The organism is Ottowia sp. VDI28, from assembly GCF_049532675.1.
Lineage (GTDB): Bacteria > Pseudomonadota > Gammaproteobacteria > Burkholderiales > Burkholderiaceae_C > Ottowia.
Window position 1 is genome coordinate 1,793,006 of the sequence record NZ_CP149820.1, and the last position, 13,501, is coordinate 1,806,506.

Consider the following 13,501-nt stretch of genomic DNA (forward strand, 5'->3'; position numbering starts at 1 on the left):
TTCCTATGCCATGAAAGCCAGTGGCACTGGCACATCGCCCACCGCCTGGCGCAACACCGCCCAGTGCATGGCTTCATCACCCAGAATGCTGGCGGCAGCTTTCGAGAGGTCGCGGTTGCCAAACAAGGGAACCGCTCCCAGGTAGGCACTGACCGCCCCTTGCTCCAGCTTCGCGGCGAAACGCAGCACATCTTCCTGGGACTTCAACTGATCGACCGGAAAGTTGTAGGCGCTCTTGGCGCTGACGGGCTTGCCTCCGAGCTGCTCGATCGTTTTGGCCAGCAGCGCGGCATGGGCTTTGTGGTGGCCCTGGAAGGTGAGGACCAGGTCCAGTATGGGCTTTTGCAGCTGCTTGCTCTCGGCGCCTGCTTGATAAGCCGCCACGGCTTCCAGTTCAGCGCCCAGCGCCGTATTCAGGATCTGGGTGTCGTCGTGGGTGCCGCTGCCAGAACGGGCCGCCAGCGCATCGCGGCCCGCCAGCAAGGCCACCGCCGTACCGGAGAGCAGCAGGCCTGATTGGCCCAGAAAGAGACGGCGTGCGGCCAAGGGATTGGGGAGATTCAGGAACGACATGGTTTTTTCCTTCGTGGGTGGTTGAGAGAGCCGCATCGGTCAACCGGGTCTGTTTTCCGCGCTGCGGCTGCTCGCTCCATTCGATGGCGGGCTGCAGAGCCACGTTCCGGCCCTTTCAGCATCAGGGTCTGGCGATGGTGCCGGCGTGGGAACGCTTGGAGCAGGCGCACCATCTAACGACAGAGGAGCCATGTCATGCAACCAGCGCTATCCCCGTTATCTCCATTTCCCGAGGCCGCTCGTCCAGTCGAGGGCGATGCGCCGGATCTGGAGTTGGCCTTGCGGGCAGCCAGTGGCGACGAAGTAGCCTTCGAAGCCATCATGCGGCGCCACAACCGCCTGCTGTTTCGTACGGCGCGCGCTATCTTGAAGAGTGATGCAGACGCGGAAGACGCACTGCAGCAGGCCTATCTGCGTGCGTGGCGCGCGTTGGGTGAATTCCGGGCCGATGCCCGGCTGTCTACCTGGCTGGTGCGCATCGTTGTCAATGAAGCGCTGGGGCATTTGCGGCGGCGGCAGGCTCAAATCATCCCCCTGGAGGCGGCCATGACCTCGACCGAACCCGATACGCAACGCAGCCTGCAGGATGATGCGGACAGGCGGCCGGACCGAAAAGCCATGCGTTCGGAGTTGCGGCAGCTCATGGAGGCGCGCATCGACACGCTTCCCGATGACTTCCGCCGCGTGTTCGTGCTGCGCGGCGTGCAGGAGATGAGTGTGGAAGAGGTGGCGCACGCCTTGGCCATTCCCGAAGCCACTGTGCGCAGCCGATTCTTTCGCGCCCGCAGCCTGCTGCGCGAAGGGCTGTCCCAGGATCTCGATATGGCGGTCAACGACGCTTTCTCGTTCGACGGCGAGCGCTGCAATCGTATCGTGGCCGCGGTGCGTTCGAAGCTCGGTTGAACCACTCCTTCAGTTTTTGCAGGTCTGATCTGCACATGCAGCCGTAACAAAATCGCATCGGCTCCCTAGAATTTGGATCCTTCATGAGGGACTCCTTTTCATGAGCGTGAGCACGCTCTCAGAAGGGTAAAGGCAACGCAAGCGCGGCCATTGTGCGCTTTCCGTGTCCGGTTTACCTCTAACGCGGCTACCCCATACAGACGGGAGTACTCGCTTCCAATCAGCAGCCATTCCAGGAGATCCGCATGTCCTCTACGTCCATCAAGCGACGCACAGTTCTTTTCGGCAGCATGTTGCTGGGCGTTGGCGTGAACGCTCAGACGAAAACGGCAGCCTGGCCGGGCCGCCCCATCCGTATCGTGGTGGCTGGATCGCCAGGAGCCGCTGGCGATGCCATCGCGCGCATGCTGGCGCAGTCCTTGTCCATTTCGCTGAAGCAACCCGTCGTGGTCGAGCCCAAGCCAGGCGCCAATGGTTTGATTGCATGCGACGCCGTCGCCAAAGCCCAAGGCGATGGCTATACCTTGTTGTTCGCGCCATCGTCCTCGATCTTCATCAATCCGGTCATTCACGCGAAGATGCCTTATGACACGGACAAGGACTTGGCTCCTGTCGTCCAGGTGGGCGCGAGCGGCGCGCTCCTGGTCGCCAGCGTCGACAGCGGCTTCAAGACCTTGGCCGATATGGTGGCCTACGCCAAAGCCAATCCGGGCAAGCTGGCATACGGCTCCTGGGGAACCGGCTCGACGGGCCATCTGGTCATGGAAGGCATCAAGGCCCACTATGGGCTGGACATGCCGCACGCACCCTACAAGACCATCGCCACGGAAATCACGGACTTGCTGGCCAACAATATCCGGGTGGGCTTTGCCGATGTGGCAACTCCCGTGCCCCATCTTCGCAGTGGCCGCCTGGTAGGCTTGGGGCAATCAGGCTCTCAGCGTTGGCCAGCCACCAAGGAAATCCCTACCTTGACAGAGCAAGGCTTCAAATTCGATGCCAACGGCTGGTACGGTGTCTTCGCGCCGACGGGCGCATCTTCAGAGATCGTCGATCTGCTCAATGCAGAGATCAATCGCTTGCAGAAAACCGAGGACGTCCGCAAGTACCTCGAAGGCCAGAACATGATCGTGCCCGCCGAGCGCTCGGCCAAGGAGTTTGCGGCGTCGATGAAGAAGGAGGCGGCCGTCTGGCAAGGTCTTGCCAAAGGGATCGACCTGAAAACAAAGTAAGAAATCGACAGCGCTTCATTTGCCCGGGGGATTTTCTCCCTCTCCCGCTTGCGGGAGAGGGTTGAGGTGAGGGTCCGCGGCCGTCGAAAAACCTCGATGCGTTCTCAGTGCCGCAGAATATCCCCGAGGAAGGCGCGGGTCCGCTCATGGGCTGGCGAACCGAAGAACTCCGCCGGTGTAGCCACTTCCAGGATCTGTCCTTCGTCCATGAAAACGATGCGGTCGGCCACCTCGCGTGCGAACCCCATCTCATGCGTGACGCACACCATCGACATCCCTTCGTCGGCCAGGCTCACCATGGTGTCGAGCACTTCCTTCACCATTTCCGGGTCGAGTGCCGAAGTAGGCTCATCGAAGAGCATGAGCCGGGGTCGCATGCACAAGGCACGGGCGATCGCCACGCGCTGCTGTTGCCCGCCCGAAAGCTGCGCGGGGTATTTGCCGGCATGTTCCGCCACGCGCACCCGCGCCAGCAACTGCATGGCAAGTTCGGTGGCTTCCTGCGCATTCATGCGCCGGGTGGATACGGGCGCGAGCGTGCAGTTTTCCAGCACGGTCATATGAGGAAAGAGGTTGAACTGCTGGAACACCATGCCCACATGCTGGCGGACCTTGGCAAGAGCGCTTGGAGAGGCTCCCAGGCTTGTACCGCAAACATGAAGCGAGCCACTGTCGAAACTCTCCAGGCCGTTGAAGCAACGGATCAGCGAAGACTTGCCTGAACCCGACGGTCCACACACCACAATGCGTTCCCGTTCGGCCGCTGTGAGCTGAATATCTCTCAGTGCGTGATAGTCGCCATACCACTTGTTGAGGCCTTCCGCCTGAATGATGGGGGAGGTGGGGAGTGATGGATTGGACATGGGTTCAGCGGCGTCGGCCGGCATCCAGAGAGGTGTGCAGTCTGGCGCTGTATCTGGACATGGCAAAGCAGAACAGAAAATAGATCGCGCCCACGAAAAGATAGACCTCCGTGCCAAAGCCTTGCCACTGGGCATCGGCAATGGCGCGCTTGGCAGCCGTCATCAGATCGAAGATACCCACGATGACGACAATCGAGGTCGCCTTGAAGAAGGCGATGAACACGTTCACCAGCGCGGGAAGCACGGCAGTCAGCGCCTGCGGTAGTACCACTCTCAGCGTGGTCACGCGGGCGCTCAAGCCCAGCGCCGCCGCAGCCTCGTACTGGCCGCGCGGCACGATCTGCAAGCCGCCTCGGATCACCTCGGCCAGATAGGCCGCCGCAAACAAGGCAAAGGCGATGAATATCCGCAGCAGCTTCGACAGATCGGTTCCTTGCGGCAGAAAGAGCGGGACCATCACGCTGGCCATGAATAGCACGGCCAGCAAGGGCACGCTGCGCGTCACTTCTATGTAGGCCACCGCCAGTGCCTTGCCCACACCGGGGCGCTTGGAGTGCCGCAGGAGCGCCAGGACGATCGAGAGCGGAAAAGCTGCCGCCAGGCCAAGCGTCGCCAGGATAAGCGTGACCGGCAGGCCTCCCCACTGATCGTCAGGCACAAAAGGCAGGCCGAGAATGCCTCCCCACATCAGAACACCGAAGACCACCAACGCCAGGATCCACGCGACCGCCAGGCGCCGGTTCCACCACCGGCGGCGGGTGGACAGCACGTACATCACCACCAGAACCGCCATCGCCAACGCGGCGCGCCACTGCTCCGCATAGGGATAGATGCCGAAGACGATCAGGCGGAATTTTTCACCGATGAATGCCCAGCAGGCGCCGGCACCTGCCACCCGGCATGCTTCGGGGCCCCCGCCGTGAGTGGAGAACACGGCGCGGAGCACTCCCCAGTTCAGCAGCGCCCAGGCCAAGGCGATGGTCGCGGCCAGCAGTACCAGGGTGATGGCGGCCGAGCCCGGCGTCCGGAAAAGGCGTGCCTTCAGGCTGCTCAGCCAGCCACCGTGCCGCTGAGGCGGCGGCGCAGGCGCGATGTGTGCGGTGGAGATGTATCGGGTCAAGAGGCCTCCCATCGCCGGTGCCGCTCTTCGAACGCATGCATGGCCGCGCTCACGATCAGACTCACGCATACATAGAACAACACGACGATGGCCATGATCTCCACGGCCTGTCCTGTGTCGGTCAACATGGTTTCGCTGACGGCCATGAAATCCTGAAAGCCGATGGCCACCGCCAGCGTGCTGTTCTTGAAAACGCCTATATATTCACTGGCCAAGGCTGGGAGACCCACCCTCAGCGCCTGAGGTCCCAGCACGCGGCGCAGCGTGGTGGTGCGGGAAAGTCCCAGCGCCGAAGCCGCTTCCAGTTGCCCTTGTGCCAGGGCGCCGATGGACGCGCGCACGATCTCGGCGATGAACGCCGCGGTATAGAGCGATATGCCGATGAGCAGGGCCGCGAACTCAGGCGAGATGGAAACCACCCCCTGCACCGAAAGGCCATCAACCGTGGGCAGCAGAAAAATGCCGCGGTTGCTGGCCAGCACCAGCGAGGAAGCGCCATCGGATGAGGCAGGCGGCAGCTCCAGCAGCAGGCCATACCAGAACGTGATGTGGAGCAGCACGGGGATGTTGCGCATCAGCTCCACGTAGGCTTTCGCGATGGCCTTGGCCAACGGGTTCTGCGCCAACGAACCCAGGCCCACCAGCAGCCCCAGCACCGTGGACAGCAGAATGGCTGCTGCCGTGAGCTTCAACGTGTTCAGCGCGCCCGCGAGGAAGGCTTTCGCGAAAGTGTCTCCGGCCTCGAACTCAAGAGGTGAGTTGAATACGGGCGTGGTGGCGGGTTTGCTTAAGAAATCAAAGCCCGTATGCACGCCGCGCGCGTGGAGGTTGTCGCTCGTGAAGCGGAACAGGAGCACCAGCAGCGCAGCCAGCAGGGCAAAAGCAACGGCCTGCGCCATCACTGCGCTCCAGTTCCACCGGCTTGCCGGCGCGCGAGGGTTCATGCGGCTTTTCAACGCATCGGCACCGCGTAAAGCAAACCGCCCTTGGCCGCGAGCCTGTTTTGCGCGCGCGGCATGCCTACAGTGCCAAAGGTGCGGTCGAAAACTTCACCATAGTTGCCGACCTGGGCAATGATGTTGGCGGCCCAGGCCTTGTCGAGCCCCATCGAAGGCCCGAGATCGCTGTCGGTGCCAAGCAGGCGTTTCACATCGGAGTTGGTGGAAGAGGTCATGCTCTTGACGTTCTTCGAGTTCACGCCAAGCTCTTCGGCGTTGATCATGGCGTTCAGGGTGTAGCGCACGATATCGAACCAGCGGTCATCCCCCTTGCGCACGACGCCCGCCAGGGGCTCGAGGGCATGCGTCTCAGGCAGCAGTTCATAGTCGTTCGACTGTGCGCCCAGCGTGCCCTTGAAGGCCGCCAGCGCCGCGAGGCTGTGGAAGGCCGCGTCGCAGCGCTTGGCGAGGAAGGCCTTGCGCAACTGCTCGCCCTCGGAGAACGCCACGGGCTTGTAGCGCACCTTGATGTTTCCGAAGAACTCCGAAGCGTTTGTTTCACCGGGGCCGGTGATCATGCAGATACTGCCGCCGTCGAGTTTCTTGGCATTGGTCACCTTCAGCGCCTTGGGGACCAGCACGCCATAAGTGTCGAAGAAATAGGTGCCCGTGAACTGCACGCCCGATTTGGACTCTCGTGCCAGCGTCCAGGTGATCTGAGAATATGACACGTCCACTTCACCAGATTGCACGGCCACCAAGCGTTGTGCGGGGGTGAGATTGATGAATTTCACCTTGTTGGCATCACCCAGTGCGGCGGCCGCGGTGGCCCGGCACAGATCGGCATCCAGGCCGCGCATCACGCCGGTGCTGTCGGGCAAGGAGAAGTTGGGAGCGCTTCCAATCACGCCGCAATTGAGCACGCCGCGCGACTTGATCGCTGTCAGCGTGGCTGATGAAACAGGCGACGAGGCCTGGGCAAAAGCGCCAGTGGCTGCGGTGAACAGCACGCCGGCCATGGCGAGGCGGCACAGATGCGATTTGGACATGGTGATTTCCTCTTTTGAGTCGAACAGACTGAAACGGGTTAGGTAGGTTCAGGTGCTGGCAAGCACCTGCGCGAGCGCGGCAGCGCACTTCTGGACGTCTTGGGTCGAGTTGTAGAAATGCGTGGCGATCCGTACGCCTTCGCCTCGCGCGGAAACACTGATGCCTTGTTCCGCGAGCCGCAAACGGACCGCTTCGCCATCAGGTGCCTTGAAAATATGAATCCCGGCGCGTTGGTGCCGTGGCGTCACGAGGTTCAGGCCATGCCGGTCGGCTTCCGCGATGAGCTGATTGCCCAGCATGCGCACGCGGGCGTGCACGGTGTCCCAGCCAATGTCTTCAAATAGGTCGAGCGTGGCATCAAGGCCATACAGCGCAGGTGAGTTGACATGCGCGTATTGAAGCTGGCGCTCGTCGTCCATATTGGCGTACCCTTGCCAGATGGGCTTCATCATGTTTCGCGCCCGCTCGGAAGTGACCAGCATGCCGAAGCCGAAACCCGAGAGCATCCACTTGAAGAAAGAGGCCGCATAGATATCGACATCCTTGAGGCAGGTCGGCACGGCACCCAAGGCTTGAATGCCATCGATCATCAGCAAGATACCGTGCGCGCGGCAGTGCCGGCCAAGGGCCTCCAGATCCAGGGTGGTGCCGGTGTTGGGGTGGGTGTGGGAAGCTACCAATACCTTGGTGCCCGCACGCGCGGCCTCCAGCAAGCGCGCCTGCCGTTCTTCTTCGTCCGGAATAGGGACCAGCACCAGTTCGGCACCTTGGCGCTCGGCCGCTTTCCAGATGCCCAGCGCGGAAGGAAACTCATCCTTGGCGCAGACGATGCGGTCGCTTGCCTTGAACTGGAGGCTGTTGGCCGCCAGGTTGAGGCCATCCGTGGTGTTCGAGACGAAGGTGATGTCTTGCGGGCCCACGCCGAGCCAGCTGGCCAGGCGCGCACGCACTTGCCCCGTTTTCTCGAGCCACTGGGGCCGCACGTCATAGCCGTGGCTGAGTACTTCATCGTAGAACCGGCTCACGGCCGACCCAAACCCTTGCCAGCACAGGCCGACAGCGGCGGTATCGAGATAGACGCGCTCTGCCAGATAAGGGAAAAGTGCTGCCATGCGCGCATCCCTGCCGATGATCTCCGTGCCCCTCATATCGTTTTCACTTTAAGTTGAATTGAATCAACAAAATGTTTAAGATTTGAGTTTAAGCAGTCTTCGATCGTGCTGTCAAGGCAACGCAGGCGGCAAAAGGAAAATCATGCAAAACACTGCCGAGCTTTCTTCCGTGGAAGATCGCCTGAAGACACTGGGCATCAAGCTACCCTTGGCGCCCAAGCCCGCGGCCAATTACGTTACGGCGGCACAAAGCGGCCGGACGGTTTATCTGGCAGGGCAGGGGCCCATGGAGAACGGAACAGTGGTCTATGGCGGCAAGGTTGGCTCCGACCTTTCCGAAGAGGAGGGCTATCAGGCCGCGCGGCTGACCATCCTCAATTCATTGGCCGTCCTGCGCGAACACGCAGGTTCGCTGGACCGGGTTACCCGCATTCTGAAGTTGACCGCATGGGTGAATTGCGCACCGGGGTTTCAGCGGCACCATATCGTGATGAACGGTGCTTCGGATCTGCTGGTCGAGCTGTTCGGCACGCGTGGGCGGCATGCCCGCAGCGCGGTATCCGCGCATGAGCTGCCTTTCGGCATCGCGGTCGAGATCGAGCTGGTGGCAGAGGTCGACTTCGAATCATGAGAGAGCGTTCTCCACGCCTCACGCCGGAGGTCAAGCGCGAGCGTGAAATCATTCTGTCCTCGCTTCAGGTGCTGGTGCCCATGCTGGGCGCGATGATCGGGGATCACATCGAGGTCGTACTGCATGACTTGACGCATCCTGAGCGCTCCGTGCTCTGTATTGCGAACGGCCACGTCACCGGGCGTGGACAAGGCAGCCCTGTTCTCGCCGGGCCCGGCAACGACAAGGCGCTTGCCATCCTGGCGAAAGGAAAGGCACTGGCAAGACCCTCCGAGCATGTCTCGGTATTCCCTTATCCCACTTTCACGCGGGACGGCCGTTCACTCGTGTCCGCGACCGCGATGTTCCGCGACTCGCTAGGGCACACGTTCGCCGCGTTATGCCTGAATGCCGACATTGATTGCCTGGAGCGGGCGCAGGCATTGCTGGCACGCATGCTGCCGTCCCGCAATGGGAAGGGTGCCGAGGAAGTGGCCGCCAAAACGGAAATATTGGACGCGGAAGCCTTGATGCAGGACATCATCTCCACGGCAGTGCACCGCTACGGCAAGCCGATCCAGAAGCTGGACAAAGAGGAAAAAACCGCCGCCGTCGAAATGATGCTCGAGCGCGGCATGTTCATGGTCCGCGGCGGTGTCGAGCGCGCTGCCACCGCACTGGGGGTGACGCGGTTCACGATCTACAACTATCTGGACACGGTGAAGGCGCGGCGGGGCGAGGGGGCGTCGACGTCGGGCCAATAATTGCGAGGTGCCGCGATCACGAGCAATTCAATTCGTCCCGGCGGTATTGGTAGGCAGCGCCTCTGCTCGATTCCCAAAACTCAAAAGAAAAACCGCGCTACCTTTCGGATAGCGCGGCTTCTTGAATTGAGTGGTAGGACGTATAGGGGTCGAACCTATGACAAACGGATTAAGAGTCCGCTGCTCTACCAACTGAGCTAACGTCCCACTGAATTTGGATCCGAGAAAATCTCGTCGCCTGGTTGCGTGCCGAAGCTCCGGCATGCTGAAAACGAGGCCGCACCTGGAGCGCGACTGGAAGTGAAAAGGGTTTAGCTTTTGGCCAAACCCTTGAATTCACTGGTAGGACGTGCAGGATTCGAACCTGCGACCAACGGATTAAAAGTCCGCTGCTCTACCAACTGAGCTAACGTCCCACTTTTTCAGTCGTTTCCGAGTGAGCCTTGAAGTATAGCGTGTTTTTGGGTGGTTTTAGCCCTTCCGGGAAATTTCATTCAAAATCCATCCTGCAGCGCAAAAACCAAAGCTGGCTGTGACGGCGACGGTAGAGCCGTAGCCGTGGCAATTGAGGGTGCCATCCACCGCGTCACCTTCGCAGGCCGCCGGGGGCTGGGCCACGCTCTCGCGGCTGAACACACAGTTGAGCCCTATGCGGCGGCCCGCTGACGGGGCGCCGTGCTCGCGCCGCAGCCGGTAGCGTACTTGCGCCAGCAGCGGATCATGCGTGACGTCGGCAATGTCTGCGATTTCCACGCCATCGCCACGAACCTTGCCGCCAGCTGCGCCCACGCTGATGAAGCAGCGTTTGCCCCGGCGAGCCCATGCCGCCATGGCTACCTTGGCGGCCACTTGATCGCATGCATCGATCACGGCCTGTGCGGAGGCGGGCAGCAGCCCGGGCCAGTTGTCTGGCTCGACGAAAGCATCTACCGCGTGCACCACGCAACCGGGGTGGATCTGCGCGATGCGTTCTCGCATGGCTTCCACCTTGGCCTGGCCCAGGGTGTCCGTCACGGCATGAATCTGGCGGTTGATGTTCGATTCGGCAATGTGGTCGAGGTCAATCAGCGTAATTTCACCTACGCCGCTGCGGGCCACTGCCTCCGCGGCCCAGGAGCCGACTCCGCCTATGCCGACGATGGCAACGTGCGCCCGGCGGATGCGCTGCGCGCCTTCTACGCCGTACAGGCGGCTGAGCCCGCCGAAGCGCCGCTCCAGGTCGGGCGAAGAGTCGGTGGCAGTGTCTGCATTCGAAAACATGGGACGGATTTTATGGAGACCCGCCATCGTGTGCAGCGCCATGGGTGTTTAGCGCGTGGCCTATAGGCGTGCTGGCACGCGCCTAAGAGCGTGAATACGCTCTGAGACTCGCAAGGCTAAAATTGTGAATTCCCAGGCCCGTTCCTCGTGTTTCACAGTATGCGGGCCATGCCTATTGCGGTTACGCCGCCCTCCGCCATGTCTGATCAACAGCTCTCGCAGCCCGGCCTCGCGGCCCTGTCCAAATCTTTCGATCCGGCCGCCGTCGAATCGCGCTGGGGTCCCTTGTGGGAAGAGCGCGGTCTGGGCCGCGCCGGCTTCCGAGGCACCGGCCACGCCAGCGCCGATGCCACGGCCAAGGGCGAGAACTTTGCCATTCAGCTGCCGCCACCCAACGTCACGGGCACGCTGCACATGGGGCATGCGTTCAACCAGACCATCATGGACAGCCTGACGCGCTACCACCGTATGCGCGGTTTCAACACGCTCTGGGTGCCTGGCACCGACCACGCCGGTATCGCTACGCAGATCGTGGTCGAGCGGCAATTGCAGGAGCAAAAGCAGAGCCGCCACGATCTGGGCCGCAAGAATTTCGTGGCCCGTGTCTGGGAGTGGAAGCAGCAGTCCGGCGACACCATCACCCGGCAGATGCGCCGCATGGGCGCCAGTGTCGACTGGGACCATGAGTACTTCACCATGGACGACAAGCTCAACAAGGTCGTCACCGAGACCTTCGTGCAGCTTTACGAGCAAGGGCTCATCTATCGTGGCAAGCGCTTGGTGAACTGGGATCCTGAGCTGAAGACCGCCGTGAGCGATCTCGAGGTCGAGAGCGAAGAGGAAGAAGGCTTCCTGTGGCACATCGCCTATCCGCTCGCTGATGGCGGCGGGCAGCTCGTAGTGGCCACCACCCGGCCTGAAACCATGCTGGGCGACGTTGCCGTGATGGTGCACCCCGAGGATGAGCGCTACCAGCACCTGATCGGCCGCCAAGTCACGCTGCCGCTGGTCGGCCGCAATATCCCCGTGATCGCGGACGATTACGTCGATGCAGACTTCGGCACGGGCGTCGTCAAGGTCACGCCCGCCCATGATGCGAACGACTACGCGGTCGGGCAGCGCCACGGCCTGCCGATGATCGGCGTGCTCACGCTCGACGCCGCCATCAACGACAACGCCCCGGAAAAGTACCGTGGCCTCAATCGTTTCGATGCCCGCAAGGCCGTGGTGGCCGACCTGCAGGCGCTGGGCCTGCTCGTCGAAACCAAGAAGCACAAGCTGATGGTGCCGCGGTGCGCGCGTACAGGCCAGATCATCGAGCCCATGCTGACCGACCAGTGGTTCGTCGCCATGAGCAAGCCGGATGAAACCGGCAAGAGCATCGCGCAGAAGGCGATCGATGCGGTGCAATCCGGGCAGGTGCGCTTCGTGCCGGAGCAGTGGGTCAATACCTACAACCAGTGGATGAACAACATCCAGGACTGGTGCATTAGCCGGCAGCTCTGGTGGGGCCATCAGATTCCGGCCTGGTATGGCGACGATGGCCTCACTTTCGTGGCGCGCAACGAGGAGGAGGCGCGAGCCAAGGCCGCTCAGGCCGGGTATGCAGGACCGCTCACGCGGGACGAGGATGTGCTCGACACATGGTACTCATCGGCGCTGGTGCCATTCTCCTCCCTGGGATGGCCAGAAAAGACGGAAGACTTGAGCCTCTATCTTCCGAGCAGCGTCCTGGTCACCGGCCACGACATCATCTTCTTCTGGGTAGCCCGGATGATCATGATGACTACGCATTTCACGGGCCAGGTGCCGTTCCGCGATGTCTACATCCACGGCCTGGTGCTCGATGCGCACGGCAAGAAGATGAGCAAGTCCGAAGGCAATGTGCTGGATCCGGTTGATCTGATCGACGGCATCTCGCTTGATCCGCTGCTGCAAAAGCGGACCACCGGCCTGCGCAAGCCCGAGACGGCGCCCAAGGTGCGCGAAAACACCAGGAAGGAGTTCCCGGAGGGCATTCCCGCCTATGGCGCGGATGCATTGCGTTTTACCTTTGCCGCCATGGCCACGCTGGGGCGCACCGTCAATTTCGACAGCAAGCGCTGCGAAGGCTACCGGAATTTCTGCAACAAGCTGTGGAATGCCAGCCGCTTCGTTCTGATGAATTGCGAGGGGCATGACTGCACTTCTTCAGAGGAAACCGCGGCTCACCGCTCTGCCGCTGACCGCTGGATCATCAGCCTGCTGCAAAAGACCGAGGCCGATGTCGCCAAGGGCTTCGCGGACTACCGGCTCGACAACGTCGCCAACACGATCTACGACTTCGTGTGGAACGAGTTCTGCGATTGGTACCTGGAGATCGCCAAGGTGCAGATCCAGACCGGAGATGCCCTGCAGCAGCGCACCACGCGAGGCACCCTGGTGCGGGTACTGGAGGCTATCCTGCGGCTTGCACATCCCATCATTCCTTTCGTGACAGAGGCCCTATGGCAGGCCGTGGCCCCCGTGGCCGGAAAAGAGGGCGAGTCGGTCGCCGTGGCGCCCTATCCGGTTGCCCAAGCCGCCAACATCGATGCCGCGGCGGAAGAGCAGGTGGCCAAGCTCAAACGCCTGGTCGAGGCTTGCCGCAACCTGCGCGGTGAGATGAACGTGTCGCCCGCACAGCGCCTGCCGCTCTTCGTGCTGGGTGATACTGAGTTCATGCGCGCGAACGCTGCCGTGCTCCAGGCGCTTGGCAAACTGAGTGAAGTCAAGGTTTTCGACGAAGAGGGCGCTTGGCAAGCCGCCGCCCAGGCCGCTCCGGTGGCCGTGGTGGGTGATGCCAGGTTGGCACTCTTCATGGAAGTCGATATTGCTGCTGAGAAAGCGCGCCTGGCCAAGGAGATTACCCGCCTGGAAGGCGAAATCGCCAAGGCCGGCGGCAAGCTCGGTAACCAGGCTTTCGTCGCCAAGGCGCCGCCAGCGGTGATCGAGCAGGAGAAAAAGCGCCTGGCCGACTTCAATGCGGCCCTGGAAAAGAACCGTGGACAACTTGCGCGGCTCGGTTGAAGCCATGGCTTAAGACCGTCAACACGCT

The 13,501-nt window shown here is 61.8% G+C and carries 12 protein-coding genes and 2 tRNA genes; 5 read left to right on the forward strand and 9 right to left on the reverse strand.

The window, feature by feature from the left end; translation table 11 throughout:
* Positions 1-3: 3 nt before the first annotated feature.
* Positions 4-573, reverse strand: coding sequence for a ferritin-like domain-containing protein (locus WJU18_RS08455; RefSeq protein WP_423459650.1), 570 nt, complete (start codon positions 571-573; stop codon positions 4-6).
* A 195-nt stretch (positions 574-768) separates the two neighbouring features.
* On the opposite strand from WJU18_RS08455, the gene WJU18_RS08460 reads away from it, so the two are divergent.
* Both WJU18_RS08460 and WJU18_RS08465 read left to right on the forward strand, forming a co-directional pair.
* Complete coding sequence (locus WJU18_RS08460; protein ID WP_423459651.1) at positions 769-1,476, forward strand: RNA polymerase sigma factor; 708 nt, start codon at positions 769-771, stop codon at positions 1,474-1,476.
* A 245-nt stretch (positions 1,477-1,721) separates the two neighbouring features.
* Positions 1,722-2,708 (forward strand): Bug family tripartite tricarboxylate transporter substrate binding protein, encoded by a 987-nt coding sequence (locus WJU18_RS08465; protein WP_423459652.1) that lies wholly within the window; start codon positions 1,722-1,724, stop codon positions 2,706-2,708.
* A 104-nt stretch (positions 2,709-2,812) separates the two neighbouring features.
* Here WJU18_RS08465 and WJU18_RS08470 read toward each other — a convergent pair whose 3' ends face one another.
* Genes WJU18_RS08470 through WJU18_RS08490 form a run of 5 tightly spaced genes read right to left on the reverse strand, consistent with a single transcriptional unit; the run spans position 2,813 to position 7,791 of the window.
* Positions 2,813-3,571, reverse strand: coding sequence for an amino acid ABC transporter ATP-binding protein (locus WJU18_RS08470; RefSeq protein ID WP_423459653.1), 759 nt, complete (start codon positions 3,569-3,571; stop codon positions 2,813-2,815).
* Between the two features lie 4 nt (positions 3,572-3,575).
* Positions 3,576-4,691 (reverse strand): amino acid ABC transporter permease, encoded by a 1,116-nt coding sequence (locus tag WJU18_RS08475; RefSeq protein WP_423459654.1) that lies wholly within the window; start codon positions 4,689-4,691, stop codon positions 3,576-3,578.
* A complete protein-coding gene (locus WJU18_RS08480; protein WP_423459655.1) occupies positions 4,688-5,635 on the reverse strand; it encodes an ABC transporter permease subunit in 948 nt (315 codons plus the stop codon). The genes WJU18_RS08475 and WJU18_RS08480 overlap by 4 nt, the downstream gene beginning before the upstream one ends.
* 8 nt (positions 5,636-5,643) lie before the next feature.
* Positions 5,644-6,678, reverse strand: a complete 1,035-nt coding sequence (locus tag WJU18_RS08485) for a transporter substrate-binding domain-containing protein (RefSeq protein WP_423459656.1) — start codon at positions 6,676-6,678, stop codon at positions 5,644-5,646.
* A 48-nt stretch (positions 6,679-6,726) separates the two neighbouring features.
* Entirely contained in the window at positions 6,727-7,791 is a 1,065-nt protein-coding gene (locus tag WJU18_RS08490; protein WP_423459657.1) for an aminotransferase class V-fold PLP-dependent enzyme, read from the reverse strand.
* 142 nt (positions 7,792-7,933) lie between these two features.
* Here WJU18_RS08490 and WJU18_RS08495 point away from each other — a divergent pair, with 142 nt between their 5' ends.
* Entirely contained in the window at positions 7,934-8,422 is a 489-nt protein-coding gene (locus WJU18_RS08495) for a RidA family protein (RefSeq protein ID WP_423459658.1), read from the forward strand.
* Positions 8,419-9,165: a helix-turn-helix transcriptional regulator gene (locus tag WJU18_RS08500; RefSeq protein ID WP_423459659.1), complete on the forward strand. Its 747-nt coding sequence runs from the start codon at positions 8,419-8,421 to the stop codon at positions 9,163-9,165. Before WJU18_RS08495 ends, WJU18_RS08500 begins: the two co-directional genes overlap by 4 nt.
* A 131-nt stretch (positions 9,166-9,296) precedes the next feature.
* On the opposite strand, the gene WJU18_RS08505 is transcribed toward WJU18_RS08500, so the two are convergent.
* From WJU18_RS08505 to WJU18_RS08515, 3 genes are all read right to left on the reverse strand, one after another.
* Positions 9,297-9,372, reverse strand: a tRNA-Lys gene (locus tag WJU18_RS08505).
* Positions 9,373-9,505: 133 nt separating this feature from the next.
* A tRNA-Lys gene (locus tag WJU18_RS08510) sits at positions 9,506-9,581 on the reverse strand.
* Between the two features lie 55 nt (positions 9,582-9,636).
* Positions 9,637-10,425 (reverse strand): tRNA threonylcarbamoyladenosine dehydratase, encoded by a 789-nt coding sequence (locus tag WJU18_RS08515; RefSeq protein WP_423459660.1) that lies wholly within the window; start codon positions 10,423-10,425, stop codon positions 9,637-9,639.
* A 198-nt stretch (positions 10,426-10,623) separates the two neighbouring features.
* Between WJU18_RS08515 and WJU18_RS08520 the strand changes: the two genes are divergently transcribed.
* The gene (locus tag WJU18_RS08520) at positions 10,624-13,473 is read left to right on the forward strand and encodes a valine--tRNA ligase (protein WP_423459661.1); all 2,850 of its coding nucleotides are present in this window, start codon (positions 10,624-10,626) and stop codon (positions 13,471-13,473) included.
* The last annotated feature ends 28 nt before the right edge of the window (positions 13,474-13,501 follow it).

What these genes read in the sequence shown, in the direction of transcription:
- WJU18_RS08500 (WP_423459659.1), top strand. Translation starts at nt 8,419, where the DNA reads ATGAGAGAGCGTTCTCCACGCCTCACGCCGGAGGTCAAGCGCGAGCGT.
- WJU18_RS08515 (WP_423459660.1), bottom strand. Translation starts at nt 10,425, where the DNA reads ATGTTTTCGAATGCAGACACTGCCACCGACTCTTCGCCCGACCTGGAG.
- WJU18_RS08480 (WP_423459655.1), bottom strand. Translation starts at nt 5,635, where the DNA reads ATGAACCCTCGCGCGCCGGCAAGCCGGTGGAACTGGAGCGCAGTGATG.
- WJU18_RS08490 (WP_423459657.1), bottom strand. Translation starts at nt 7,791, where the DNA reads ATGGCAGCACTTTTCCCTTATCTGGCAGAGCGCGTCTATCTCGATACC.
- WJU18_RS08495 (WP_423459658.1), top strand. Translation starts at nt 7,934, where the DNA reads ATGCAAAACACTGCCGAGCTTTCTTCCGTGGAAGATCGCCTGAAGACA.
- WJU18_RS08460 (WP_423459651.1), top strand. Translation starts at nt 769, where the DNA reads ATGCAACCAGCGCTATCCCCGTTATCTCCATTTCCCGAGGCCGCTCGT.
- WJU18_RS08470 (WP_423459653.1), bottom strand. Translation starts at nt 3,571, where the DNA reads ATGTCCAATCCATCACTCCCCACCTCCCCCATCATTCAGGCGGAAGGC.
- WJU18_RS08485 (WP_423459656.1), bottom strand. Translation starts at nt 6,678, where the DNA reads ATGTCCAAATCGCATCTGTGCCGCCTCGCCATGGCCGGCGTGCTGTTC.
- WJU18_RS08520 (WP_423459661.1), top strand. Translation starts at nt 10,624, where the DNA reads ATGTCTGATCAACAGCTCTCGCAGCCCGGCCTCGCGGCCCTGTCCAAA.
- WJU18_RS08455 (WP_423459650.1), bottom strand. Translation starts at nt 573, where the DNA reads ATGTCGTTCCTGAATCTCCCCAATCCCTTGGCCGCACGCCGTCTCTTT.
- WJU18_RS08465 (WP_423459652.1), top strand. Translation starts at nt 1,722, where the DNA reads ATGTCCTCTACGTCCATCAAGCGACGCACAGTTCTTTTCGGCAGCATG.